Source organism: Burkholderia territorii, from assembly GCF_902833055.1.
GTDB classification, from domain to species: domain Bacteria; phylum Pseudomonadota; class Gammaproteobacteria; order Burkholderiales; family Burkholderiaceae; genus Burkholderia; species Burkholderia territorii.
Genome location: NZ_CADFEJ010000022.1, coordinates 1 through 24205, shown reverse-complemented (window position 1 = coordinate 24205; position 24205 = coordinate 1). Strand labels below are relative to the sequence as shown.

General features: G+C 63.1%; 21 protein-coding genes. 16 read left to right on the top strand and 5 right to left on the bottom strand.

Features of this window, described 5'->3' with window-relative positions:
* The first annotated feature begins 218 nt into the window (after window positions 1–218).
* Window positions 219–926: a response regulator gene (locus HW466_RS26530; protein WP_060346935.1), complete on the top strand. Its 708-nt coding sequence runs from the start codon at window positions 219–221 to the stop codon at window positions 924–926.
* 183 nt (window positions 927–1109) lie between these two features.
* Entirely contained in the window at window positions 1110–3491 is a 2382-nt protein-coding gene (locus HW466_RS26525; RefSeq protein WP_170296589.1) for an ATP-binding protein, read from the top strand.
* A gap of 88 nt (window positions 3492–3579) precedes the next feature.
* Here HW466_RS26525 and HW466_RS26520 read toward each other — a convergent pair whose 3' ends face one another.
* Window positions 3580–6054 carry an ATP-binding protein gene (locus tag HW466_RS26520; RefSeq protein ID WP_203385192.1) on the bottom strand — a complete coding sequence of 825 codons (2475 nt, stop codon included), beginning with the start codon at window positions 6052–6054 and terminating at the stop codon, window positions 3580–3582.
* Window positions 6055–6795: 741 nt separating this feature from the next.
* Between HW466_RS26520 and HW466_RS26515 the strand changes: the two genes are divergently transcribed.
* From HW466_RS26515 to HW466_RS26465, 11 genes are all read left to right on the top strand, one after another.
* On the top strand, window positions 6796–7089 hold the full coding sequence (locus HW466_RS26515; protein WP_151002852.1) for a hypothetical protein: 294 nt from the start codon (window positions 6796–6798) through the stop codon (window positions 7087–7089).
* A gap of 43 nt (window positions 7090–7132) precedes the next feature.
* Window positions 7133–8062 carry an asparagine synthetase A gene (locus HW466_RS26510; protein WP_151002854.1) on the top strand — a complete coding sequence of 310 codons (930 nt, stop codon included), beginning with the start codon at window positions 7133–7135 and terminating at the stop codon, window positions 8060–8062.
* A 75-nt stretch (window positions 8063–8137) separates the two neighbouring features.
* Window positions 8138–9253, top strand: coding sequence for an LLM class flavin-dependent oxidoreductase (locus HW466_RS26505; RefSeq protein WP_060346932.1), 1116 nt, complete (start codon window positions 8138–8140; stop codon window positions 9251–9253).
* Complete coding sequence (locus HW466_RS26500; RefSeq protein WP_151002856.1) at window positions 9246–10493, top strand: MFS transporter; 1248 nt, start codon at window positions 9246–9248, stop codon at window positions 10491–10493. Before HW466_RS26505 ends, HW466_RS26500 begins: the two co-directional genes overlap by 8 nt.
* A complete protein-coding gene (locus HW466_RS26495) occupies window positions 10490–10924 on the top strand; it encodes a cobalamin B12-binding domain-containing protein (protein WP_151002858.1) in 435 nt (144 codons plus the stop codon). The genes HW466_RS26500 and HW466_RS26495 overlap by 4 nt, the downstream gene beginning before the upstream one ends.
* A 37-nt stretch (window positions 10925–10961) precedes the next feature.
* Window positions 10962–12203 (top strand): ATP-grasp domain-containing protein, encoded by a 1242-nt coding sequence (locus tag HW466_RS26490; protein ID WP_151002860.1) that lies wholly within the window; start codon window positions 10962–10964, stop codon window positions 12201–12203.
* Window positions 12200–13723, top strand: coding sequence for a hypothetical protein (locus tag HW466_RS26485; protein WP_151002862.1), 1524 nt, complete (start codon window positions 12200–12202; stop codon window positions 13721–13723). The genes HW466_RS26490 and HW466_RS26485 overlap by 4 nt, the downstream gene beginning before the upstream one ends.
* Complete coding sequence (locus tag HW466_RS26480) at window positions 13724–14995, top strand: methylaspartate mutase (RefSeq protein WP_151002864.1); 1272 nt, start codon at window positions 13724–13726, stop codon at window positions 14993–14995.
* On the top strand, window positions 14973–16274 hold the full coding sequence (locus HW466_RS26475) for an ATP-grasp domain-containing protein (protein ID WP_151002866.1): 1302 nt from the start codon (window positions 14973–14975) through the stop codon (window positions 16272–16274). The genes HW466_RS26480 and HW466_RS26475 overlap by 23 nt, the downstream gene beginning before the upstream one ends.
* A 16-nt stretch (window positions 16275–16290) precedes the next feature.
* Window positions 16291–17130 carry a 3-methyl-2-oxobutanoate hydroxymethyltransferase gene (gene panB / locus HW466_RS26470; protein WP_151002868.1) on the top strand — a complete coding sequence of 280 codons (840 nt, stop codon included), beginning with the start codon at window positions 16291–16293 and terminating at the stop codon, window positions 17128–17130.
* On the top strand, window positions 17114–17782 hold the full coding sequence (locus tag HW466_RS26465; RefSeq protein ID WP_151002870.1) for a ferredoxin reductase domain-containing protein: 669 nt from the start codon (window positions 17114–17116) through the stop codon (window positions 17780–17782). The genes panB and HW466_RS26465 overlap by 17 nt, the downstream gene beginning before the upstream one ends.
* Here the strand turns inward: HW466_RS26465 and HW466_RS26460 are convergent.
* A complete protein-coding gene (locus HW466_RS26460; protein ID WP_203385193.1) occupies window positions 17706–19172 on the bottom strand; it encodes an aminotransferase-like domain-containing protein in 1467 nt (488 codons plus the stop codon). The two genes, HW466_RS26465 and HW466_RS26460, sit on opposite strands and share 77 nt — an antisense overlap.
* A gap of 40 nt (window positions 19173–19212) precedes the next feature.
* Window positions 19213–20571 carry an MFS transporter gene (locus tag HW466_RS26455; protein WP_151002872.1) on the bottom strand — a complete coding sequence of 453 codons (1359 nt, stop codon included), beginning with the start codon at window positions 20569–20571 and terminating at the stop codon, window positions 19213–19215.
* A gap of 570 nt (window positions 20572–21141) precedes the next feature.
* Here HW466_RS26455 and HW466_RS32335 point away from each other — a divergent pair.
* From HW466_RS32335 to HW466_RS32150, 3 genes are all read left to right on the top strand, one after another.
* On the top strand, window positions 21142–21534 hold the full coding sequence (locus HW466_RS32335) for a hypothetical protein (RefSeq protein ID WP_151002873.1): 393 nt from the start codon (window positions 21142–21144) through the stop codon (window positions 21532–21534).
* Window positions 21521–22417 carry an oxidoreductase gene (locus HW466_RS26445; RefSeq protein ID WP_151002875.1) on the top strand — a complete coding sequence of 299 codons (897 nt, stop codon included), beginning with the start codon at window positions 21521–21523 and terminating at the stop codon, window positions 22415–22417. Before HW466_RS32335 ends, HW466_RS26445 begins: the two co-directional genes overlap by 14 nt.
* Window positions 22418–22512: 95 nt before the next feature.
* Window positions 22513–22635, top strand: coding sequence for a hypothetical protein (locus HW466_RS32150; RefSeq protein ID WP_269113219.1), 123 nt, complete (start codon window positions 22513–22515; stop codon window positions 22633–22635).
* Between the two features lie 280 nt (window positions 22636–22915).
* On the opposite strand, the gene HW466_RS26440 is transcribed toward HW466_RS32150, so the two are convergent.
* Together HW466_RS26440 and HW466_RS26435 are read right to left on the bottom strand one after the other, a co-directional pair.
* Entirely contained in the window at window positions 22916–23737 is an 822-nt protein-coding gene (locus HW466_RS26440; protein ID WP_059771453.1) for an OmpA family protein, read from the bottom strand.
* A 16-nt stretch (window positions 23738–23753) separates the two neighbouring features.
* Window positions 23754–24205 (bottom strand): YadA family autotransporter adhesin (locus tag HW466_RS26435; protein WP_176316115.1); only part of this gene is annotated, 452 nt, incomplete at its 5' end.

Here is a 24205-nt window from a genome sequence, read left to right as displayed (position 1 = left end):
AACGGGGAGGTAAGCGGGATGTTAGCCCGTGCTCAGTGGTGTGTCGCCATAGGACGGTATGGACTCGTTTGGCGGACATGACCGGCAGCGCCAGTCTCCGTCGGCCGGTGGTTAGCACTGGCCGATCGGCCGTCGCACACGAATATTCGAGCAGAGAGAAGTCGGCACGTTTAAAATTATCCCCTTGAATTGAAAGATTTGTAAAAAAAGGGGTTGTAATGAGGCCAGTGCATCAATCGATCCGGGTTGTGATTCTGGACGACCATGCCGTTGTCCAGCACGGGATCGCGAGCTACCTGACGGAGCAATCCGGTATCGAGGTTGCAGCCAGCTTTGCGAAGTCGCGCGACCTGATTCGCTGGCTCGAGTCCAATCCAGCGGACGTGGCACTGCTCGACTACACGTTGGGCCCGGACGAGATAGACGGCCTCAATCTGGTCAAATTGGTTGCCACACGCTTCCCGGATTGCAAGATCCTGATGACCTCGAGTAGCGATACGCCCGCAACCGTCAACATGACGATGCGCGCCGGCGCGCTCGGTTTCTTCGGCAAAAGCGAGAATCTCCGGGAGCTTGCGCATGCGATTCACGTCGTTGCGAGCGGCCGTCCGTATATCAGCGCCGAATTGTCCCGGAAAATGCTGACAAGCACGAGCGCCGATCCGAGCCCGCTCGAGCGCCCACCCACAGTGGATGAGACCGAGAGCTCGTCCGACTCCGAACTGTCCGAGAACCTGCGTCTCAGCCCGCGGGAGCATGAGGTTCTGCGCTGCTACCTGGCAGGCATGTCCGTTTCCGATATCGCATCGAAATTCTCGCGCAGCCCGAAGACCATCAGTGCGCAAAAGCAGTCCGCATATCGCAAACTCGGGATCCGCAGCGACGCCGAGCTGTTCGCATCGCGCAAGATGCTCGAGGAAAGCTGAACGCGGGAGCGTGCCGCGTGTCTACGACGGTGCGCGAGCACACCCCCTCAGCCGACGTTTTCAGTCTTATCAGACAAGTCTTATAGGCCGCGTCTGGAATTCACACGGCAAAGTGCGAAATTCGTCGTTCGACGATTAGATTCACTGCTCTCGTTACACGACAGTTGAATCGAACTGGCCTAAATGAAAACCCGGCCCCCCACCCTTGTCGCCGTCTGGCGCTTGCTTTACCGCGCACTGCTCGGAGCCATGCTCGTCGTGTCGCTCCCCGCGTCGGCCGCGCCCGAGAGCACGAAACCAGCGTTCACCAAAGAGGAATTGCAGTGGATCAACGCGCATCCCGTGGTCCACATTGCAGTGGAGGCCAACTGGCATCCCATCGAATACCTGCGTAACGGCAAGCATGGGGGGCTGGTCGCGGGCTATCTCGATGCGATTTCCAGGATCAGCGGTTTGTCGTTTCAAACCGTGCCCGGTACGCAATGGGGGCAGGCCGACGAAGCCCTGAAATCCGGCCGAGTCGATCTGCTGCCGGGCGTATGGCGGGAACTGGTGCACGACCGTTTCGGCGACGGCGCGCTCGTCAGCATGCCGTATCTCGTCGGTCGGCTGACAGCGGTGACACGCAGCGACTCCACGATGATCTTCAGCCTGCAGCGCCTCGAGGGCAGGCGTGTCGCGATCAAGGGCAACGGCGCCGTCGAATATTTCACGCGTCATAGCGGCGTACCGCTCGACGTGCTGACATTCGATAGCGAAGAGGGCGCGCTCGCCGCCGTCGCCGCGGGCGAGGCCGATGCAGCGCTCGGTGTGGACGTCACGATGCTGCCGATCGTACGCAGCCGATACCTCGGTCAGTTGTTCATGTCGGGTATGCTCGCCGATCGCCCCGTGTCGTTGGCGATGATCACGCGCACCGACATGCCGCTGCTTGCATCGATCATCGACAAGTCGCTTGCAGCCATTCCCGTCAGCGAAACGGCAGCAATGACCCGAAACTGGGTCGAACTAGCCGACTACGGCAAGCCGACGATGCGCTCGATCCTGCATTACCGCGCACCTCAGGTGATCGCCATCGGCGTCGCGCTGCTCGCTTTTGCCACGCTTGCCTACCTGTCATGGAAATCCCGCGCCGCAGCGGTTCGCAGCGAACGCGAAAAGGCCATGTTTCTCGCGTTCATCAGCCACGAGATCCGCACGCCGATGCAAACGATCCTGTCGTCACTCGAGTTGCTGCAATGCTCATCGCTGACCGGGCAACAGGCAAGCCGGGCGAACGCGGCGATCTCGGCCTCGGAAACGTTGCTGACGTTGCTCGACGACGTCCTCGAATTTTCGCGTCTCGAGTCGCATAAAATCACGCTGGAGCCGCAGGCGGTCGCCCTCGGGGCGTGGGCGCGCGATACCGTAAGCATGGTGCGCTGGCGTGCGGACGAGAAGCAGATCGAATTGGCGCTGCAAGTCGCAAGCCCTCCGTCGCTGCAGGTCGTGATCGATCCGGTACGGCTCCGTCAGATCGCGCTCAATCTGCTCGTCAATGCGATCAAGTTCACGCCGGCCGGTTCGGTTACCCTGCGTGTCGACTACCTGCCCGGTCCGCAAGCGTCGCGTGGCACGCTGGTGCTTGAAGTTCGCGATACCGGTGTCGGCGTTTCGCCGGAATGTCGTCGGCATATGTTCGACCCGTACTGGCAGGCCGGGCGCCTGGGCCAACGCGGAGCGCAGGGCAGTGGATTGGGGCTGGCGATTTGCCGCCAGCTCGTCGAATTGATGAGCGGGACGATCGTGGTCGACAGCACGCCGCACGTTGAAACGACGATCACGGTGCGCCTGCCGGTTTCGGCAGCCGTCGAGCCGACCGCAGCGTGCGCGCCGCCCATCGCTTCGGACTCGGCCGTTGGGCCGGAAAATGTCGAGGGCAATTGCGAAGGCGAAAGCAAGCCGCTGATTCTGGTCATCGACGATCACGAGGCCGTGCAGTATTCAATCTGCCAGCAGTGTGACGAGATCGGCTGCCGTACCGTCTCGGCACTGAACGGAATGGCAGCATTGCAACAATTGGCGCGCACTCGCTTCGACATGGTGCTGCTCGATTGCAACCTGCCTGACATCGACGGCTATGCGTTGGCCCGAATGATTCGCCTCAACGAGGCGACCGAGCGGGCGGGGCGCGTCCCGATCATCGCCATTTCGGCATTGTCCGGTGACGAACACAAGGTGCGCTGCTTTGACAGTGGGATGGACGGTGTGCTCGGCAAGCCGTTGAGGCTGGCTGCGCTGCGGCAGATGCTGGCGATGTGGTGTCAGGCCTATCAGGACGTCGCGCCGGCCGAGCCGCCGGAATTGCTTCTCGCCAATTCGATCGATCTGCAAACAGGCTACGCCCGGACGGTGGTGCAGGACTTCGAGGAACTCGTCGACGCAATGCAGTCCGGCGATGTCGACGCTGCCATGCGCGCCGCTCGCCGGATCAAGGGCGCGTCGCACACCGCAGGGGCGGCACGGATGGTCGAGCTCGCGGAACGCATCGAGTCGCGATTGCGCGAGCATCCCGACGTGCTCTAGGAGGCGTGCACGTTGTCGCGCTTCACCAGTAGCGTGGCGGGAAACGAGGTGACCGACCGTCGCGCCACAGTGTGCGACGAACGGCAATTCATGATGTCGCCCCGGTGGAATCGCTCGGGCCGTCACCGCCGTGAGTCACGGCGTCGGCGCGATGCATTTGCTGCAACTCGGCAAATTGCCGGTCGACATCAACGGCGGCGCCATCGGCCGCCTCCTGGAGCCGGTGTTCGATGTCGGCAGCTAGATCGCACATTACGGTTTTTCCGGCGACTGCCGCCGCACCCTTGATCCGATGGGCCGCGTGACGGGCCAGATCGAAGTCGCGGCTCTGCAATGCACGCGCGAGCATTTCGAGATCGCTGTCGACACTTTGCCGGAAAACGGTGCTGAAATCCGGCCGCGGTACATTGGCTTCCGCCGGCGACGTACCGGGCGCATCCGGCTCATAGGACGCGCACCAGAGTTCGATCACCTGCCGCAATACCGCCAGCCGCAGCGGCTTGCCGAGCACACCGTCCATGCCGCTGTCGAGGCAGCGCGCCCGATGCGCGTCGTCCGTGGCCGCCGAGATGGCGATGATCGGTGTGCGCTTGCCGCGCCGTTGACACTCGATGTCACGCATCCGTTGCGCGACCGTATATCCGTCGATGCCGGGGAGATTGCAGTCGAGCAGCACCATGTCGAAGCGCATTCGTTCGAATCGTTCGAGCGCAGCTTCGCCGGTGCCTGCGATCGTAGACCGGCAAGCCAGCGCGTCGAGCTGATGCTGGATCGCGTGCTGTACGGCTTCGTGATCGTCGACGACCAGAATCATCGGGCCGCCGTGCGTATCCGGCGACGCAGCTTCCGTGGCGTGATCCGATCCGCGCGCCGGTGCGGGCGTGGCGACGAGGGCAGGGCGCGATTCGTGCGCGGGCGATCGCGATGGCGTCTGAGGGCGCACGGGCAGCATGACGGTAAAGACGGTGCCGATACCGGGGTTGCTGCTGACGGTAATCGCGCCTTTCATCAGGTCGACGAGTTCGCGGCAAATGGACAGCCCCAGTCCGCTTCCACTCGCCCCGCGGTTACCCGGGTTTTCGACGCGCTGGTAGGGCTCGAAGATGTGTCGCTGGCGATCGGGCGGGATGCCGATGCCCGTGTCGCGGACTTCGAGCACGAGCGTTCCTGAGCGGCGGGATTTCCGGGGGAGGTAATCGACGCGAAACAGGACCGTCCCGGTCGCCGTGAATTTGATCGCGTTGACCAGCAGATTGAGGGCGATCTGCCGTACGCGCATCGGATCGATTTGCAATTCGAGTTGCGGCGAGCATGCGAGATCGAGTGTCAGCTTCAACTTCTTTTCATTCGATCGCCAGCGCACCATCTCGACGGTCTGATTGGCCCACGGCCCGATCTCCGTCGGCTTCAGCGCAAGCGTGACATTGCGCGATTCGAGGCGCGAGTATTCGAGCACGTCGTCGAGCAGGGTCAGCAGCGTTTCGGAGGCCGAGATCGCCGCGTCTGCTCGGTTTGCCTGTTGCCCGGTCAGCGATGAGCGCTGCAGCAATTCGAGCGACGACAGGATCGTATGCATCGGCGTACGGATCTCGTGGCTGATGAACGCGAGAAACATCGCCTTGTCGCGCTCGCTGCGCACGGCGCGCGCGCGTGAACGCCACGACAGGTACGCCAGCAGCGCGAATGCAATCAGAATGGCACCGATGACCAGCACCTGCCGCTGACGGTAGTAGAGGATCGATGCCAGGGTCGGTTCGCCATAGTCCGCCGTTTCGAGCCATCGATGGCGCATGGCTTCGGTCGCCGATGCAGGAATGGCGATCAGGGATTTGTCGAGAATCGAAGCGAGTATGCGGTTGTCGCTGCGCGTTGCCAGAGCCAATGCATATGGGCGATCCCACAAACTGCCCGAGAGGAAGAGCGTTCCCTTGAATTGCCGATGCAACAGCGGCAGGATCGTGGCGTCGGTACCGAGCGCGGCATCTGCGTTGCCGTCGGCAACCGCCTTCAGCGCCTCGTATTCGTTCGGGAAGGTCAGCAGCGTCACGGGCACCTGGCTTTGACGGACCGCGTATTCAAGGGCGCCTCCGCCCTTGATCGAGACGCGCTTGCCGGCGAGTCCCTGAAAATCGACGAAAAGATACTCACGATCGGTCGTTACGACGTCGACCGTGCCGACGAAATACGGCGTAGTCGAGATGACGCCGGTGCGATACCGTTCCAGGATTTCGCTTTTGGGCCAGTCCGGCGACACGTCGATCTTGCCGGACGCCAGCGCATTGGCGGAATTGTTCCAGCACGCACCGTCGACGTATTCAAAGCGTAATCCGCTAATTCTCGAAATGGCATCGAGATACGCGGGCACAAGACCGGCGATTTTTCCGTTCTCGACAAATTCGAACGGGCGCCACTCGGAATTCACACACGTGCGCACCACCGGATGTGCGGCAATCCATGCGGCTTCCTCCGCCGTAAACCGCGGGGCCACGTTTGCCCGTGCAGGCCCCGGCAACAACAGCATCGTCGCAACGACAAGGGGGACGAGGCGGATCCAACGCATCATGGTCAATTTTCTATATCAGACTGTTATCGGGTTGAAGTGAGGCTGGTCGCTGCTCGGATGCATGCAGCGATATCGGTCGAACCCGGTATTGTGCGCCTCTGGCGAAGGGAATCCGTTGTGTCCGGGCGTTTTGCTCCACAGGGCGAGTATGTTGCAGCATCCGTCGATGTTGCTCAACACGGCGTTTTGGGCCTCTCGCTATGGCGGTGGGAGTTGACTTACTTTTCTCCGGGGCGTGTTGCGGAATAAGCAGCGTGGTATGGGTGCGAGCCCCAGTTTTGGGCAATGGTTGTAGGTCAGACAAGACTGGGTCAACGTGAAGCGCCGGCCGCGGCAGCGACGGGTAAAGGGCGGTTGGTTGTTATTTGCCACGATGAACTGGTCGGGCATCGAGGCGCGGCGACATTTTTTTAATTTGACATAAGGCGAATTATCAATAATTTCTGTTGTAGCAGCCATATCCTAATGTCGTGTTCTGGCTATTTACAGATGTCGTGTTTTTGACTGCTGGCATGCTGAACGGCTCGTTGAGCAAGCACGGGAGCCGACCATGCAGCCAGCTTCGGCTCCCACGCCGGCAGCGCCACCCGAAGGTATTGCCAGCTCTTGAAGGCGCATCAGTAAAATTCTCGCGCATGTCTCCCCTTTTGCTCCACGAGCGCAATGCTTGCGGACCTGAAACGAATATCGCTCTCGGCCATTTCGGACGGCACAGCCCCTGGTTCTCCATGAGCAAGATCCATGGCCATTGTCGGCAGAAACTTCGACTGCAACACCAACCTGGCAATCCACAGTTCGCGGGCCGCGGCACGCTGTCCCCTCGAACCGCGGCTTGAAAATCCGATGCCGCCAAAACCCGGCGGCAGCACCGCCAACGCCCTCCAGTCGAGTATCCCTTGGCATTTCCGAACCGAACGCACGCATGCGTTCGATGTTTCAAGCGCTCAATCGGGCGTCTCCCGCATACAGATCGACTGCATTAATGGATCTGTAGAGGTATTTACTCCGCATCTGTATATTGAAATTGAGATTTAAAAATCTATAATCCGACGCCTTAATTTTATTAAATTCGTCAGCCGTGGAAAATATCGAAAATTATTTTCAATCGTCGCAAGCACCCAATGTCGATTCGATTGCAACGATCCGCGGTCGGGTCTTGCGCTCGCTGCAAGGTCATCTGCTGGACAGCGGATTCAAGCAGCTCATGCCTGTGCTGATGTCCCCGATCACGGATCCGCTCAATCACGCTGTCTATCCGGCCGAAATCCAGTACGAACAGCGCCGCCTCAAGCTGACGGCAAGCATGATTTTCCATAAACAGCTCGCGTTGGCCGCCAGGGGGCACGAAAAAATCTTCATCGTTGCGCCCAATATTCGCCTTGAGAAACCGGAAATCAAGGACTCGGCTAATCATCTGCTCGAATTCTCGCAATTCGATTTCGAAGTGCGCGGCGCTACGATGCACGACGCCATGGCTGTTGTCGAAGGCATGGTCAAACATGCCATCGCCGACGTCAAAACGCACTGCCGTGCCGAACTCGACGCGCTAGGCCGGACGCTGCCGGATTTCGACGAGCCATTCCCGATTTATCGCTCCGATGATCTGCGCGCCCAATATGGCGACGCTTTCGAAAAGATCATGTCGGAGAAAGCGAGCACGCCCTTCTTCGTCACCAATTACAAGCGCGAATTTTACGACCGCGAAAATCCGCAGCAACGCGGTGCATACAACAACTACGACCTGATCTATCCGGAAGGCTATGGCGAAGCGCTGTCCGGTGCCGAGCGCGAATTCGAACACGACCAGATCGTGCGCCGCATGAACGAGCTCGACATGGACCCCGCTCCGTATGCGAACTATCTCGCGGCAGCACGAGCCGGGTTGCTGCCCTCGAGCGCCGGCGGCGGTCTGGGCATCGAGCGCTTCGTCAAGTTCTTGTGCGGCAGACGCCACATTCGCGACGTGTCGCTGTTCGATCGCAGCGTCGCGACGGATTTCGTGTTCTGACGCTCGCGACGTAGCGCACGTACGATCGCCCGCGCGGCCGCGCGGGCCCCCCGCATCACCCAGACTGGAGACGACATGGCCGCCCCGCTGCGCATTCACTGGTGTTCGCCGCTCGACAGCGGCCAGAAAAAAGCATCCGAACAATATCAAACCGGCGCGCTCGACTTCGACGGAATCGTCGACTTTGCGCAGGAAGCCGACGCACTCGGCATCGATTCGCTGCTGATGGGCATCAGCTATCACATGCCCGACCCGCTGCCAATGATCGGCGCACTCGTACGCGAAACCGAACGCGTCAAGTTCATCCTCGCATACCGTCCCGGCCTGCTGTCGCCCACGTTGTTCGCGCAGATCGTCAACACGGTCTCCTGGATGTCGAACAAGCGTATCGCGCTCAATCTCGTCGCCGGTATTTCGCCTGACGAGCAGGCCTTTTATGGCGATTTCCTGCAGCACGACGACCGCTACCGCCGCGCGGATGAATTTCTCGACGTCCTGCATCGTTTCTGGCGTGGCGAGACGCCGCTCACGTACGAAGGCAAGCACTACACGATCCGCAACGCCCAGCTGGGCCTGCCGTTCAAGGACGGCGAGCGTCCCTATATCTACCTGAGCGGCGCTTCGGAAATCGCACAACGCACCGCGATGCGCCACGGCGACTGCTGGCTGCGCTATGGCGACACGCCGGAAGGCATTGCGAAGGCGTCTGCGAGCGTGCTGGAGTCGGGCTGCGAGGTAGGCATCCGAATGCACGTGCTCGCACGGCCGACCCGTGAGGAAGCGATCGCCGAAATCGCCGCGATGATGGAAAACCCCGACGAGCAGCATCGAGCGTGGGTGGAAAAGTTCGTCGCGCGCTGCGATTCGGAGGCGGTCAAGACGTCGTTCCGGCTTGCCGAAGGTGCGCCCGCCGACTGGCTTTCACCAATGCTCTGGTCGGGCGCGGTTGCGTATCGCGGCGGCCCGGCGCTGTGCGTGGCAGGCAGCTATGCGGAAGTGGCGGACTATCTACTCGAATACAAGGCGCTCGGCGTCTCGTCGTTCATCTTCTCCGGATGGCCGACGCGTGACGAGATGCGGCGCTTTTGCCAGCATGTCCTGCCACTGATCCGCGCGCGCGAAGCGCAACAGGCAATTGCATCCGCCGCGCCAGGCGTCGCCGCGGCAACCGGTGCGAAAGTCCATGCGTAAGCCGGCTGCGCGTGGCTTTGCCGCAGGTCTGCTGCTCGCCCTGATCGCGGAGCAAACGGTCCTGTTCGCCGTCCCGCTGATGATCTATCAGGACTCCAGGGATGTGCGTTTCTCGGGACTGGCTTTCGCGCTCGAATGGATACCTGCGCTGCTGGCCTATCCGTTTGCCGGGCTGCTCGCCGATACCTTCGGCGGGCGTCGTCTGTTCATCGGCGCAAACGTATTGCGGGCCGCCTGCGTTGCGCTGGCATGGCTTGGCTGCAGCGCAGCGCCGCACATGGCCGTTGCGATCCTGATGACCAACGGCGTTCTGCTGTCCGTGCTGATCGCGCCCAGCCGCATGGCCGTCGAGAAAACGGTTCCGGCCGTCGCGGCCAACGGCGAGCTGGCGCCGGTGCAGTCACAAGTGCAGAACATGGAGCTGCTCTCGCTGGCCGCCGGCCCCGCCCTCGCGGCGGCGCTGTCCCGCTACACCGGCAAGCTCGCGTTGCTCGGCCTCGCATCGGCGGCGCTTCTGTGTGCCGCGGCTTGCTGGCGAAACGTTCCGCGCGTCGCGCCCGAGCGCACTATGCCGTTGACGCGAGGCCGGATCGGCGCCGATCTGATGCTCGGCTTCACGCTGCTGATGCACAACCGCCCCGTGCGCCTGCTTGCCGCGCTGAACTTCACGATCAACTTCGCCTTCGCGGCGGCGCTGTCTGCCAACGCGTTCGTGATTACGGGACTCTTTCACGCGCCGGAAACCATGTTCGGCCTGATGAATGCGGGCGCGGGCGCGCTCGGCCTCGTAAACCTGCTGCTGATTCCGCATCTGCTGCGTCACGTTCCGGTCGACCGGCTCGGCGCGGGCGGCTTTGCACTGCTCTGCGCGGGATTGGCCGCGATGGGGCTCTCGCAAGGACCAGGAGTCTACGTGTCGGCGTGGCTGATCGCAATGGCAGGTGTCGCCTGTTTCAACGTCTTCAATCGAACACGCCGCGTGAAAGCCATTGCCCCCGAGCATCTCGGCAAGGTCATGGGGCCGTTCTATCTGCTTAACCTGCTGTCCTATCCGCTCGGCGGATTGCTGGTCGCCGGTGTTGCGCACGCCTTCGACGTCCGATGGCTCATGCTGGCCTTCGCGTTCCTGCTCGCGCTGCCCGGCGCCGCGCTGCTTGCGTTGACGATCCGCCGCTTCAACGAATCCACGCCGGCCGTCGCGGCAATGTCCGCGCCGGCTGTTCCGGAGAAAGCCCTATGAGTCGCTCGGCCCCGTGCATCGTCGCAACCATCGAATCCGATTCGCACATGTGGAATCTGGTTTTCATGCAACTCTGGCTTAAGGAACAAGGATTTGACGTTGTCAATCTCGGCTGCTGCACGCCGCCTGACCTGTTGCTGGAAACGATCGCCCGCGAAGCGCCGTGCTGCGTCATCGTGAGCACCGTAAACGGGCATGGGCATTTCCAGGCGCGGCAATTGATCGAGCGCGTGCGTCGCCAGTATCCAACGCTGCCCTGCTTCGTCGGCGGCAAGCTCACGACTAGCGAAGCCACGCTCCCCGAGGCGAGCGCATCGCTGCTGGCGGCCGGCTTTTCCGCGGTGCTGACGGGGGCGGACGCATTGGCGCGTTGCAAGGCGCTACTTGCGCCATTGCGCAGCTATTCGGCGGCGTTGCCGCTTGTCGCCTGAACACCGCCAATCCTTCTAATCGACACGGACTTACCCGATGCATATCGTCATCGTCAACCGCTGGCCTCGCTTTCACGATGCGCGGCGCTGGGACAACGAACTCACGCAGTACGAGACTTTTTTCGACCATCAACGCGACACGATCAGCTATGTCGTCGACGCACCGGGCGCAGCGGGTGTGCTTGCGCCGCGCGACGCCATCGCCCATCAAATCGAAATCGGCGACGTCAACGACTATGCGCAATTGCTTGACGCGGTCGCGGCCATCGCACATCGCGTCGGGCCGGTGGACCGGCTGATCGCCCTTTCCGAGTTCACGCTCGAAGTCGCGGCGCGCGTAAGAGCCGAGCTCGGCATCCCGGGCCACACGCCCGACGACGTGGCCCGCTATCGCGACAAGGTGCGCATGAAAGAGGTGCTGGCCGAAGCCGGCATAGCGGTTCCGCGCTTTGCGCGCTGCACCGGAACGCAATCGACGCTCGCCTTTGCCGACGCCATTGGCTACCCGTTGATCCTCAAGCCCGTGGACGGTGCGGCAAGCATCGGCGTCGTGCGCATCGACGATCGCACGTCGCTTGCAGCAAAACTCGCCGATGTGCAGACATTCTCGCGCTACGAGATCGAAGAGTTCATCGCCGGGGACATCTACCACGTCGATGGCTTCGTGGATGCACAAGGTTCGGTCCCGTTCCAGGCTGTATCGCGTTACATCAATAGCTGTCTGGATTTCGCGGAAAGTCAACCGCTCGGGTCCGTGCTGGTCCAGCATTCCGCGCTGCGCGAGCGCATCGAGCGTTTCAGCGCGGCTTGCATCGCGGCGCTCGATCTGACGTTGACACCGTTTCACCTCGAACTTTTCGTGCGCCCGGACGGCGAACTGGTGTTTCTCGAAGTCGGCGCGCGGGTCGGCGGCAGCGAAGTGCCGCATTTGATCAACAAGGTCTTTGGGGTGAATCTGTATGAACACTGGCTCCGAGGGCTCGGCGGCACGCCGATCGAAGCGCCCGTGAAACGAGGCGATCCGAGTGGCGGCTGGCTCGTGATTCCGAAGCCGCGCGCGCTGCCTTGCCGGGTCCTGCACGCGTCGCCCATGCGCTCGCGCGTGTCGTCCATCTGGCGCGAGCTGATCCCCGCCGCCGGCGACGTGCTGGAGCCCGGTGGCAGTTACGACGCGCTCCACAGTGGACGCTTTATTTTCACAGGCCGCGCCGAAGCCGATATCGAAGCCGATATCCGCGCGGTCATCGATACCTTCGAATTCGACGCCGTAGCACTATGACCATCGAACATGCTCGCACCTCCTCGCAGACGGCGTTAATGGCACGCCTGCAAGGCTACTTTTCCCCGCTGGAGCAGGAAGGCATCGTGCGCCTGGGCGCGCGCATCGTCGAGCATGCGGGCGGTCCCGGCGCGCTCGCCGCTTACAAACTGATGGTCGCCTGCGGCGGCGGCAAGGACAGTTCGTATACGGTCGCATTCCTGCGCGCGGTTCAACTTCATCTACTCGCCGAACACGGCGCAAGCTTCACGCTGCGTGTGGCCAACATGCGTCACGCGGGCGTGCCCTATGCGGTGATGGCAAATATCGACCGCGTGTACCAAGCGCTTGCTTTATACGACGACCCTCGCGTCGAGCTGCTGGTGGTAGATCACGACATGGTGCGCGAGTTCTGTCGCGACGTGCCTTTTCCCGCATCCGTGCGCGCGATGAATCGCTTCGACATGCTGATGAATGGTCACCGAACCGCAGGTGATGGCCGCCCGACCTTCTGCAATAGCTGCAACCTCGCCGTGGCCGACTTCTACGGCCGCGCCGCGTGGTGGGGCGGGGGCGTGTCGGCAGTCGTGACGGGCGATTCACGCAAGGAGCAGAAGCACTATTTCACCTGGATCATGAGGCTCGCAGAACGCGTGGGACTCGATATCGAGACCTGCCGCCGACAAGGCTTTCGCGGCCTGCTCGCCGCGCTCGACGGTGTCGGCCAGGCGTATTACGAGGAGCTTTACGGCCCGGGATTCGAAGCCGACAAGGCCCGGCGCCGCATCGCCTCCGGCGACGCATTGGCCGATCCTGCGTTCATCTCGATCTACGACCTGGTGAGCTACCGCGTCGACGAACATTGGGAACTGCTCACCGAATTTCTCGGTTTCCGGTTCGACGAACTGGCATTCAGCTTCACCGAGTCCGACTGCGCCAACCCCATGCTGATGGCGCATTTTCGCGGTCTGAAGGCGCAATTCGTCCAGCAACGCGACTATCACGACGGCATCCGGGAATATCTCGGCCTGGCCGAGCATCTGATGCGCCGCAAGGAAATGCCGGAGCGGCTCATCGAGCACGCACTCGCGCCCTACGCAACGCCGGCCGCCATCGATGCGCGGCGCGCGCTGGCGAACCGCTTTGCCGAAGAGGCATTCGACCTGGGCGAGACTCAACTGGTCTGCATGCAGTTTGCACCCTTCGTGGATCGTGGCGCGCAGCTCGAGCGCTATCTGGAGCGCTGCGCACCGTCGATGCGCAACCGCGCTGCCGATCTGCATGCGCTGCTCGGCAGCGAAGCCGCACAGGACGGAGCCGATGCGGATTGCGCCGATACGTCGCCCGGTGCCTGGCTGGAACAGACCAGCGGCCTGCCGCTCGCGGCGCTGCGCAGCCTGTACCGCAATTCCCGCGTGGATTTCTCGGTCGACGTTTCGCTGATCGCCAAGGTTCGCGAGAACGATCCCCACAAGCGGCGTATCGACACCGTCGATCCCGACACGGGCGAAGCGGTCTGCGAACTCGTTTCCGGGCGCTAGATGGCCGGTTATTTCCAGTCCTTTGTCGGCGAAGCGCGACGTCGCGGCGAACTGGTCGTGCAACCGCGCATGGGATTCGGCTCGATCGCCGCCATGCGCGGCGGCCTCGAGCGCGTCGCCGCGCTGCCGTGCCGCGCAATCGGCACAATTACGCTCGACAGCTATACACGCGTGGGCGACTACGCCAGTTCGCTGGAAAGCCTTGCCGCCGGACGCACGCTCAATGGCTTCCCGATCGTCTCGCATCCGCAAAGCGAGATCCGCGAGATGCTGGCGCCCTTGTACGGCCCGCAATTCCCTATCCAGATACGTCACGGCACCGCTCGGCCGCAGGAGGTGTTCCGGCGCATTGCCGCGCTCGGCCTCGATGCGAGCGAAGGCGGTCCGGTGTCGTACTGCATGCCGTATGGACGCACGCCGCTCGCCCAGGCAGTGCGTGCATGGGAGGAGAGCTGCCGGATTCTTGCGGGCGAAACACAGGCGCCGCACCTGGAAAGCTTTGGCGGCTGTCTGCTCGGTCAGTTGTGTCCGCCGTCGTTGCTGATCTCGATATCGATCCTCGAAGCGTTGTTCTTTATCCAGCATGGAATCCGCAGCGTGTCGCTGAGCTACGCGCAGGGAACCCTGCCGGGGCAGGACCGGGCCGCACTGCGCGTCCTGCGCGAGTTTGCCGCACAGTACCTTGGCGGCTTCGACTGGCACGTGGTCGTCTACAGCTACATGGGCGTGTTTCCGCGCACGCCCGACGGCGCGCGCCGCTTGATCGCCGACAGCGCCCGGCTCGCGAAGGCAACGGGCTGCGAGCGGCTGATCGTGAAAACCGTCGCCGAAGCGCATCAAATTCCCACCGTCGAGGACAACCTGGACGCCTTGCAACTGGCGGCCGAAAGTGCCGCGGCACAGGAGGCCGAGTCCACGGCAGGCGCAGACGCCGCGCACGACCCGGAAGACTACTACGCCGAAATCCTCGACGAAGCGCGCACGCTGATCGAAACGACGCTGTCGCTGGACGCCGATGTGGGCGCCGCGCTCGTGGCCGCGTTTCGCGGCGGTGTGCTCGATATTCCGTTTTGCCTGCATGCCGATAACGCCGGACGCACGACGACGCGGCTGGACGAGCGCGGCGCGTTGCGCTGGTGCACGACAGGCCGCATGCCCTTGCCGCAACCTCTGATCGCGCAGGCGGGACACGCGCACGCCGTGACCTCGGACGAACTGCTGACGATGCTCAGCTACATCTCGAACCGCTATGACTACCCTCACCTTGCCTGATGCGGCGGCGCCGCCGCTTTCACTGACCGCCCCGAGCGCCGGCCCCGTCGTTCTCGTCGACGCCTATTCGACCGGCGCGTTGCTCGCCCGTACCTTCCGGACACAGGCGCGCTGCGTGCACGTACGCTCCCGGTCGGCTATGCCCGAGGTGTTCCGCGCCTCGGTTCCGAACGACATTTTCGAAGCCAGCGACACGCTCGACGAGCGCGGCGTCGACACACTCGCGCACCGCGTAGCCGCCTGGCAACCGTGCGCCGTGGTCGCGGCGAGCGAATTCGGTGTCGAACTCGCGGATGCGCTGGCGGAACGCCTGGGGCTGCCCGGGAACACGACGCAGCTGTCCGGCGCACGCCGCAACAAGTTCTTGATGGGCGAAGCACTGGCCGCCGCGAACGTGCCGGCAGCCGGGCAGCTGCGTGCTGCCGACCTGGACACGCTGCTCGCCTGGCACGCGGCAAACGGCGGCAGACGCATCGTGGTCAAGCCGCTCGACAGCGCCGGGTCCGACCACGTGTATCTGTGCGACGACGCCGAGCAGATCGCCACCGCGTTTCATGCGATCAAGGGCAAAACCAATCTGATGATGTGCGAGAACGATGCCGTGCTCGCACAAGACTATCTGGAGGGCGAAGAATACGTCGTCAACAGCGTCAGCCATGGCGGTCTGCACCGCATCACGGACATCTGGCACAGCCGCAAGATCGAGCTTGAGGGTGGCCGCAAGATTTACGACTGCGAGGATCTGGTCGATCCCGATCAGGCGGAAATTGCACAGCTCGTCCAGTACGTCAGTCGCGCACTGGACGCGCTCGGCATCGCGCACGGCCCGGCACACACTGAGCTCATTCTTACGCCGAACGGCCCGCGCCTGCTCGAAACCGGCGCGTGCATTTCAGGGCTCGCGAATCCTGCGGCGCTACGCCGCGCGACCGGCGCCGACCAGATCGAACTGACCGTCGCATGCCATCTCGCGCCACCGCAACTCGCGCGTTACCCCACGACCTACCGCCGCAAGACGCACGCGCGCTGCGTCAACCTGATCGCGCCGGAAAGCGGCGGCGTGTTCTCTCACGACGCCGTGCGCGCCCTGCTCGCGCCGCTTGCGTCGTTCGAGAGCATCCGCCTGCGACTCGCCGACGGCGCCTTGCTGCGACGCACCGTCGATCTCAACTCATCGCCGGGCGCGCTGTTTCTGGTTCACGACGATCCGGAACAGATCGAACGCGATTATCAGACCATCCGCACGTGGGAAAACCGCTCGCGTCCTCAGCATTCTTAACCTTTGAATGTCGCCAATGAGCACTCATCAAATCCGCCAGCGCATCACAGTCCCCGCCATCGCGGCCTGCAAGAACGAGCGAAAAATCGTCTCGCTTACGGCTTACTCCAAACCGATCGCCGAATTGATCGACGAACACGTCGACCTGATCATCGTCGGCGATTCGACCGCAATGGTCGCGTACGGACGGCCCACCACACTCGACCTCACCTTGCAGCAGATGATCGCGCACGCGCGCGCCGTGGTCGATTCGACCCGCCACGCCTGTATCGTCGTGGACATGCCGTTCGGCACCTACCAGGAATCGCCGGAACTGGCGTACCGGCACTGCGCCCAGTTGATCGCGCAATCGGGGGCCGATGCGGTCAAGCTCGAAGGGGGTAGCGCCCTCGCGCCGACCGTACGCTTTCTCGTCGAGCGCGGCATTCCCGTGATGGCGCACGTAGGGCTGATGCCGCAGTATGTGCACACCATGGGCGGCTTCAAGGCCCAGGGCATGTCGCCTGCTGCCGCCGAACGCATCGGCGCGGATGCGCGCGCGCACGTCGAAGCGGGCGCCTTCAGTCTCCTGCTCGAAGGGCTGGCCGAACCGCTCGCGCGTGCCATCACGGAACGCGAACCGGTGCCGACAATCGGCATTGGCGCGTCGCCATCGTGCGACGGCCAGGTGCTCGTCACCGAAGATATCCTGCGCTTGAGCGGCGACCATCCGCCACGCTTCGCAAAGCAGTATGCCGATGCTGCAGCGCTGATCAGCCAAGCCGCCGCCGCCTTCGCTGCCGACGTGCGCGGCGGCGCTTTCCCCGAACTGAAGCATTGCTTCGGAGTGGACTCGGCCCATGCACGCCAGGTATGAGTTCATCGTCCGCGCGTGGGAGGCGCTGGGCCCGCACATTCGGCGCGCGCGCTTGCAACCCGTCGGCGCGGCATGGCCTGCGTTTGCAGCCGGGCAATATCTGAAAGTGCGCGGCGAGGACGGGCGGGCCGCGTGCTTTTCGATCGCCTCGGCGCCAGGCAGCGACACCATCGAGTTGCATATCGAAGCCCAGGCCGGCAGCATGACTGCCCCCCTGCTCGCGCAGCGTCATCGCGATGGGCTGCCGATTGCCGTGGAGATGCCCTTCGGCGCATGCACGCTGAGCGGCACGCGCGGGCCGGTGCTGTTCGTCGCGGGCCACTCCGGTTTCGCGCAAGCGAAAAGCCTGCTCGACCAGCTATGTATCGACGCTCACGCGTCAACCGCGGCATTGCTTTGGTCCGCCGACGCGGACTACGAGCACGCCAACGCAGACGCGTTACGCCGTTACACAGAGCGCCTGGATTTCCGCTATCGATCGATCCGCCCCGACGCCCCGCCCGAAGCGCGCAGCGCGGCGTTGTCGGAGGTGCTTCGTCAGTTCCAGCGCGATACGCCGACCGGCACGGTCGTGGTCAGCGGCTCGCGCGAACTGACGCAGGCCGTGCTGCGCCATGGCTTGACGGTGAAGTCCGACATGTTGCCCGGCTAGCGTGGCCGCGCACTGCCGTCGCGAGCGCACACACGGCGCCCGCGATGTCCCGGCTCCAGTCGAGCGTGAAACTCAGGCGCACGCAATGCCGATAGCGGCCTTCGAGGCTGAAGACCTCGCCCGGTGCGATGACGATGCGTTGCGCAAGCAGCGTCTCGAACACCGTGCGCATGCAAGTGCGCGTGTCGCGCGCTTCGAGCCACAACGTCGCACCGCCCTCCGGCGGAGTGAACGCGAACACGTCGTCCCCGGCGTGACGGACGATCTCGCTCATCTGGGTCATGCGTTCGTGCAACAAGCGGCGCAACGCGAGCGTGTGCTGCCTGACGCGATCGGACGCATACAGGCGTGCCAATGCACGCTGGCGGATGGGCGGCACGCGAAACGAACGGGCGAGAAACGCTTCGGCAATGGCGTGGGTCGGGTCGCGGGCCAGTACGTAGCCGTATGGCGCCTCGGCGCCGACGATCTTGTCGAAACCGGAATACACCACCAGCCGCGCAGGATCGGCGAAATCGCGAAAGCGCGGCGGCGTATCGCCGAAATGCAGCCCGCCGTAGCGATCGTTTTCGAACAGCCAGATGCCGCGCTGTGCGAACAGCGCCGCCAGCGCGCGCTTGCCGTCCGGCGACACGCTGCGCCCCCCCGGCATGCTGACGCCAGAGGAGAAGAGCGCGAGGCGAACTTGCTCACGCTCGATCAGCGCCGCGATCGACGAGACGTCGATATCGCCATGCCCGTCCAGAGGCATTTCGATCACGCGAATCGCGTGCATGCGTAACAGGCGCAGCACGGCCCACGAACACGGGGATTCCACCAGCGCGACCGAGTTACCCAGCCGCAACCCCGTCAGCGTCGTATCGAGGGCGCTGCGTGGATCCGGCGCAATGTAAAAATCGTCCATCGACCATGCACGGCCGTTCGATGCGCCAAGATGCGCCGACAGCGCCTGTCGCAGCGGTTCTTCACCGAAGGGCTGATAGGAGGGAGGACCCGCTCGGGGATACTGCCGCACGAGCTCGCGCTCGGCGGTGAGCAAGGGCGCATCGAGCGACAGCAATAGCGGTGGCGCATCGCTAGATAAGGCGAGCATGCCCGGTTTGCGCGCGTTCACATACACCGAGTCGAGCAGATCGACGCCGCGCCAGGGTTCCGGCTGCGGCGCCGCGACGCAGAAGTAACCGGATTTCGGCACCGAAACGATTTTGCCCTCGCGCTCCAGCAATCCGTACGCGTACTGGATAGTGGGCACTGAAACGTCGAGCTGCCCCGCCAGTTCGCGCAGCGACGGAAGTTTCAGATTGCTTCCCAGCGCGCCCTTTTCCATCAGATCGAGGACGTAGCGGTAGACCGCCTGATAGGCGAATTTGGTTTCTTTGGCGATTGGCATGGCAAGCCATCCTGCTGCGTGCCGACGCACGCACGTTCCACTAGGTAACGGAGCCGCTGCGGGAATGTGTGCGGATGACGTCGCGGCTTGTCCACATTGCGCCAAACCACGTCTTGCGTCCGTAAAGCGCAGTGGCCAAGACGCCCAGTAGGCCCGCGAGCAGGCTGAATGCCACGCAAGCCCATGGCGTGAAACGCGTCGCCGCGATAAGCGCGAGCGGCGACACGCTTGCCCAGATCGCATAGGTGATGTTGTACGAAAATGAAATGCCGGAGACGAGAATATCGGTCGAAAACAGCGAGACGATCACCGAAGGCACCGCGCCCACGACTCCCGAAAGCAGGCCAGCGGCCGCATAAGCGAGCGCAAGCTGGACGCCACCATTTTCACCGCGGATCAGCGTCGCGTAGAGCGCCGCGGTGCCGATCGGCAACAGCACGCTATAGAGCGCTACCGCCTTCCACGCGCCGATCCGGTCGACGACTTGCCCCGCGAGCACGCAGCCCACATTCAGAAACACAATGCCGATGCTGCTGAGCATGAACGTCTGCTGCGCCGAATGGTTGAATCGCGTCTGCATGACGGTGGGCGTCACGACCACCAGCACTACGACCGCCGAGGTCAGCAGCACCGTCAACAGCATGGCCGGCATCAACGCGCCGCGCTGTCCGCGCAGTGCCTCACGCAGCGGGAAGCGAGCCGCGCTTTGCTCGCGCGCCTGCAACGCAAGAAAGCGCGGCGTCTCGCTCAGACGACGACGCACCCAGACACCGGCCACGCCGCAGATTCCGCCCAACACGAAAGGCACGCGCCAGCCGTAGGCCAGCATCTGCTCGGGCGTGAACACGCGCGCGAGCAAGGTCGCGGTGAGCGCGCCGAGCAGGTAACCGACCGTCAGGCCCGCCTGAAGAAAACCCAGCGCGTAACCGCGCCGGCTCATGGGCGTGTGCTCCGCGACGAAGGTCCATGAACTCGGTACTTCGCCGCCGACGGCCGCGCCTTGGCATACGCGCAGCACCAGCAGCAACAATGGCGCGACGAAGCCGACCTGGGCATAGGTCGGCATGATGCCCATCAGCAGGCAGGGAATCGCCATCAGAAAAATGGTCAAGCTGAATGTGCGCTTTCTGCCGTTTCGATCGGCGAAATGCGCCATGGCGATACCGCCGAGCGGACGCGCGAGATAACCGGTCGCGAATATCGCCACGCTCTGCAACAGGCGCAGCCAGTCCGGCATTTCCGGCGGAAAGAAGACTTTGGCCAGCGTCGTCGAGAAGAATACGAACACGATGAAATCGTAAATCTCGAGCGTGCCGCCGAACGCGGCCAGCGAGAGCATCCTGTGGTCTACGCTGGCGGCACCGTGCGAGTTCGGGCCGGAAACGGTCGTCGTGGACATAGGCTGACGGGTGTGGAAAGACAATTCGTTTTGCAGAGTCGCTCGGGCAATCAAGTGCATCCTGAAAATACCGGCGCACAAACCTCATCCGTATGCGAATCGGCAAAATCGGTGAATTCGAACAACGAGACTTAATCGTTTCGCGGCCGGCTTACGCATTCACTCATTCACGCAGCGTGCATGGAAACGCGCTCGGACAGCGGATGAAAAGCTCTATTGGCGTGTATTGACGACTTCCCTCGGCATCGGGAAAACGGGACTCGGCGCTTGAATCGCTGGCACGAAAAAGTACAGCACACGACGTGCGGCGGCAAGAGAGATGTCTCGAATCAGGATGTATTTTTCTAAGGATCTCATCGGGCGAAATCTCAGACCGGATGGCCCCTTTTCGAGAGCCGAACGACCGTGCGGTACTGTACCACATCGTTGGCAAAAACAAGCCTCGCAAATCGATCAGGGGCGGACGGCTTTCCCGGGAATTCGGCTCTCGGCGCAACGATATTGCGCGTCGAAAGCGTGCCGTATGTGCGAACCGATTCTGCTGAATACCTTTAGCGGCAGAACTTGACCATGTACGAAAAGAAAACGGCTTCGATTGCCGATATGCTCGAACGGATTGCAGCCGATTTCGGGGGAGATGAGCCGGCCGTCCTCGATGTCATTGGCGAATGCGAACAGTCCATGGCAGCTGAGCACGAAAGGACGATTGGGCGCTGGATCGGCTCGACTAACGGGGGCGGCCCTTGCGCTCGCTTTCATGGGCGGGGCGGCTGGCGAATTCCCGTGCGACTGGCTCGCCGCGCGCATCCGAATGGTCCGGACGGTGCCGCTCACTCAAAGGACTACCGCTGCGTGCAGCATCGCGGTAATGTATCTTCCGCTGTCGCCGACCATTGTGCTGCCGCCGATTCCGGCCAGGATGCGCAACGACACGCACAGGACGAACGCCATGACGAAATCTGACTACCCGTCCATCGCCCTCGTCGGTCCGGGCGCAATCGGCACGACCATCGCCGCAGCCCTTCATGAAGCCGGCCGCACGCCGGTGATTTGCGGCCGCTCGGCGCACGCGCAGCTGAAGTTGCGCTTCGACGGCGGCGAAATCGTCGTGCCCGGGCCGGTCCTGACCGATCCGCAAGCGGTCAAGGAAAAGGTCGATCTCGTGTTCGTCGCGGTGAAGTCGACGCAGACGCCGAGCGCGGCACCCTGGATCGCCGCGCTATGCGACGCGCATACCGTCGTGTGCGTGCTGCAAAACGGCGTCGAACAAAAGGCTTCGTTCGCACAGTTTGTGGCCGGTGCCACGGTCGTGCCATCGGTCGTCTGGTTTCCGGCGCAACGCGAAGCAGATGCATCGGTGTGGCTGCGAGGCAAGCCTCGGCTCACCCTGCCCGACACGCCGGCGAGCAACGTGGTGGTCTCCGCCTTGCATGGCACGCGCTGCTCGCCCGAGGTTGCGGAGGATTTCATCTCGCTCGCCTGGAGAAAGCTCTTGCAGAACGCGGTGGCGGGGCTCATGGTGCTGACCGGCCGTCGCGCCGGCATGTACTCGCGAAGCGACATCACCGAACTGTCGCTCGCGTACCTGCGGGAATGTCTCGAGGTCGCGCGGGCGGAAGGCGCGAAGCTGGGCGATGAAGTTCCGCAGGAAATCATCGATGGATTGCATGGCTTTCCGCCCGATTTAGGTACCTCCATTCTGGCTGATCGGCAAAGCAACCTTCCGCTCGAATGGGACACCCGAAACGGCGTCGTGCAACGCTACGGACGTTCTCACGGAATTCCGACGCCGATAAGCGACCTGGTCGTGCCGCTTCTCGCGGCCGCCAGCGACGGCCCGGGCTAATGGCAAGGAAACCGCGGTCCGACCGGACTTGAAACGTCCGCTTATCGGGCCGCGTAAGCTGACCGGTCGCCGGTTGTCCGGAGCCGGCGGATGCGATGGCTGCGACGGAGCGGATCACGCTGACGATGCTGCACTTCACGGCGAACAAAACGACGTTCAGCGATTTTGAGTCGCTGTCGAAGTATCTGGCTGGGCGCGGCAAGCCTGGGGCGTTCTAGAGCGGCAAGGCCAGCGCTCTTTACGTCAAGAAGCGCTCGGAGACTGCAGACTAACGCATCATGCAGTTTGGCCAAGCGCTGTACGACCTCCATATCGACGCTCTTTTGCAGACGCCAGCTACGCGAAGGGCCGTGTGGAGCGGGCCAACGATTGTGGTCCGGTCAAACACGCCGCGCAACGGAAAGGCACGGCGCGCATGGTTCGTGCCCCGAAGCGTCGGAGAGCCGTCGGCGACGCAACGTATCACGGACGGCACACCGCGCTCCGGGGTACGCAAACTCAGCGCTCGCCGTACACGGTGATGGCCACCCGCCGGTCTTTCTGCAGGCACGCGATGACGGCGGCCGATTCTCCGGGCGGACACCGTGACACAGGTTGCGACGATCCGACACCGTCAGCCCGGATGCGCGCGGCATCGATTCCATGCGCCACCAGATAGCGTTTCACGGTCTCCGCTCGCGCCAGCGATAGTGCACGATTGCTTGCTTCCGTACCGATGCGGTCGGTGTGGCCGATCACATCGATGTTCGTCATGCGGGCTTCCGCGCGGATTTTCGCAATCGCGGCGTCAAGCTCCGCGCGACCATCCGGCAACATCGAATCGAGGCTCGATTTCGCGAACGGAAACAGCGCCTCCCCTTCGATCGTGAACTGTTCGAGCGGCGTGGGCTGCGCGGCGGCGGCAACGGGCGCCGTGTCCTGTACGAAATCCGCGCACTGCGGATCGCGCCAGTACGTCGCGCTCACTCGCATGTTCTTGTCGAACTGCACCTGATACTGGCAAGACACCACCTTGTCGCCGCGGCGGAAGTCGAACAGGTAGTTCCACACATGGTTGCCCACGAACCACTCGTGAAAGTGCGGGGGCCCGATGAGATCGTAAAGCTGATCCTTGTTGAGCCCCGTACTGACATTGCGCAGGTTCGCGACGTTCACGAACGTGCCGCCCGCAGGCGACGCGGACGCCGCATCAGGAAACCGGGGCGGCGTGTGGGGCGCCGCACATCCCGTCATGACGACCGCCGTCGCGACGCATGCGGCGAGCAGCACAGTCTTTTGAGTTTTCATGGTTCGCTTGTTGTTCCGTTTCATGGTTCGCATCGAATCGCCCGCACGCTTACCACTGGTAGCCGGCGCCGACCACGGCGCCGTACGTGCCGCGCGTGTTGGTCGACACGGCCGCCTTGTAGATCCAGTGGTTGTTCTCGGAAATGGTCGAGATACCGAGCGCCTGCCCCGACTGACCGCGGTACACGCTTCCAGCGATCGCGACCATGCTCTTGCCGGGGCCGGACGGCTGCGGCAGACCGGCCACGGCCATCGCCGTCGCGGTGCCTCCGTCCGCGTCGCGGCGATAGCTGTCGAGGCTGTTGCGCAGACTCGCGACCTGCCCGTCCGTGTAACTGTTCGCTTGGGAGAGTGCGCTACCCACACTCGCATTTAACTGGTTCACGTTCACCGCGTCGGTGCCCTGCGTGCCCGCCGCGACGTTCACGACCTGCCGCGCCGATTCCGCCGAGCCGACCGCGACCACGTTCGAGCGGCCGCCGTCGTTGCTGCCCGCGCCGA

Excerpts from the sequence above, each read along its gene's own strand:
- HW466_RS26530 (WP_060346935.1), top strand. The coding sequence starts at position 219 with ATGAGGCCAGTGCATCAATCGATCCGGGTTGTGATTCTGGACGACCAT.
- HW466_RS26525 (WP_170296589.1), top strand. The coding sequence starts at position 1,110 with ATGAAAACCCGGCCCCCCACCCTTGTCGCCGTCTGGCGCTTGCTTTAC.
- HW466_RS26520 (WP_203385192.1), bottom strand. The coding sequence starts at position 6,054 with ATGATGCGTTGGATCCGCCTCGTCCCCCTTGTCGTTGCGACGATGCTG.
- HW466_RS26515 (WP_151002852.1), top strand. The coding sequence starts at position 6,796 with ATGGCCATTGTCGGCAGAAACTTCGACTGCAACACCAACCTGGCAATC.
- HW466_RS26505 (WP_060346932.1), top strand. The coding sequence starts at position 8,138 with ATGGCCGCCCCGCTGCGCATTCACTGGTGTTCGCCGCTCGACAGCGGC.
- HW466_RS26500 (WP_151002856.1), top strand. The coding sequence starts at position 9,246 with ATGCGTAAGCCGGCTGCGCGTGGCTTTGCCGCAGGTCTGCTGCTCGCC.
- HW466_RS26495 (WP_151002858.1), top strand. The coding sequence starts at position 10,490 with ATGAGTCGCTCGGCCCCGTGCATCGTCGCAACCATCGAATCCGATTCG.
- HW466_RS26490 (WP_151002860.1), top strand. The coding sequence starts at position 10,962 with ATGCATATCGTCATCGTCAACCGCTGGCCTCGCTTTCACGATGCGCGG.
- HW466_RS26485 (WP_151002862.1), top strand. The coding sequence starts at position 12,200 with ATGACCATCGAACATGCTCGCACCTCCTCGCAGACGGCGTTAATGGCA.
- HW466_RS26480 (WP_151002864.1), top strand. The coding sequence starts at position 13,724 with ATGGCCGGTTATTTCCAGTCCTTTGTCGGCGAAGCGCGACGTCGCGGC.
- HW466_RS26475 (WP_151002866.1), top strand. The coding sequence starts at position 14,973 with ATGACTACCCTCACCTTGCCTGATGCGGCGGCGCCGCCGCTTTCACTG.
- panB (WP_151002868.1), top strand. The coding sequence starts at position 16,291 with ATGAGCACTCATCAAATCCGCCAGCGCATCACAGTCCCCGCCATCGCG.
- HW466_RS26465 (WP_151002870.1), top strand. The coding sequence starts at position 17,114 with ATGCACGCCAGGTATGAGTTCATCGTCCGCGCGTGGGAGGCGCTGGGC.
- HW466_RS26460 (WP_203385193.1), bottom strand. The coding sequence starts at position 19,172 with ATGCCAATCGCCAAAGAAACCAAATTCGCCTATCAGGCGGTCTACCGC.
- HW466_RS26455 (WP_151002872.1), bottom strand. The coding sequence starts at position 20,571 with ATGTCCACGACGACCGTTTCCGGCCCGAACTCGCACGGTGCCGCCAGC.
- HW466_RS32335 (WP_151002873.1), top strand. The coding sequence starts at position 21,142 with ATGTACGAAAAGAAAACGGCTTCGATTGCCGATATGCTCGAACGGATT.
- HW466_RS26445 (WP_151002875.1), top strand. The coding sequence starts at position 21,521 with ATGACGAAATCTGACTACCCGTCCATCGCCCTCGTCGGTCCGGGCGCA.
- HW466_RS32150 (WP_269113219.1), top strand. The coding sequence starts at position 22,513 with ATGGCTGCGACGGAGCGGATCACGCTGACGATGCTGCACTTCACGGCG.
- HW466_RS26440 (WP_059771453.1), bottom strand. The coding sequence starts at position 23,737 with ATGCGAACCATGAAACGGAACAACAAGCGAACCATGAAAACTCAAAAG.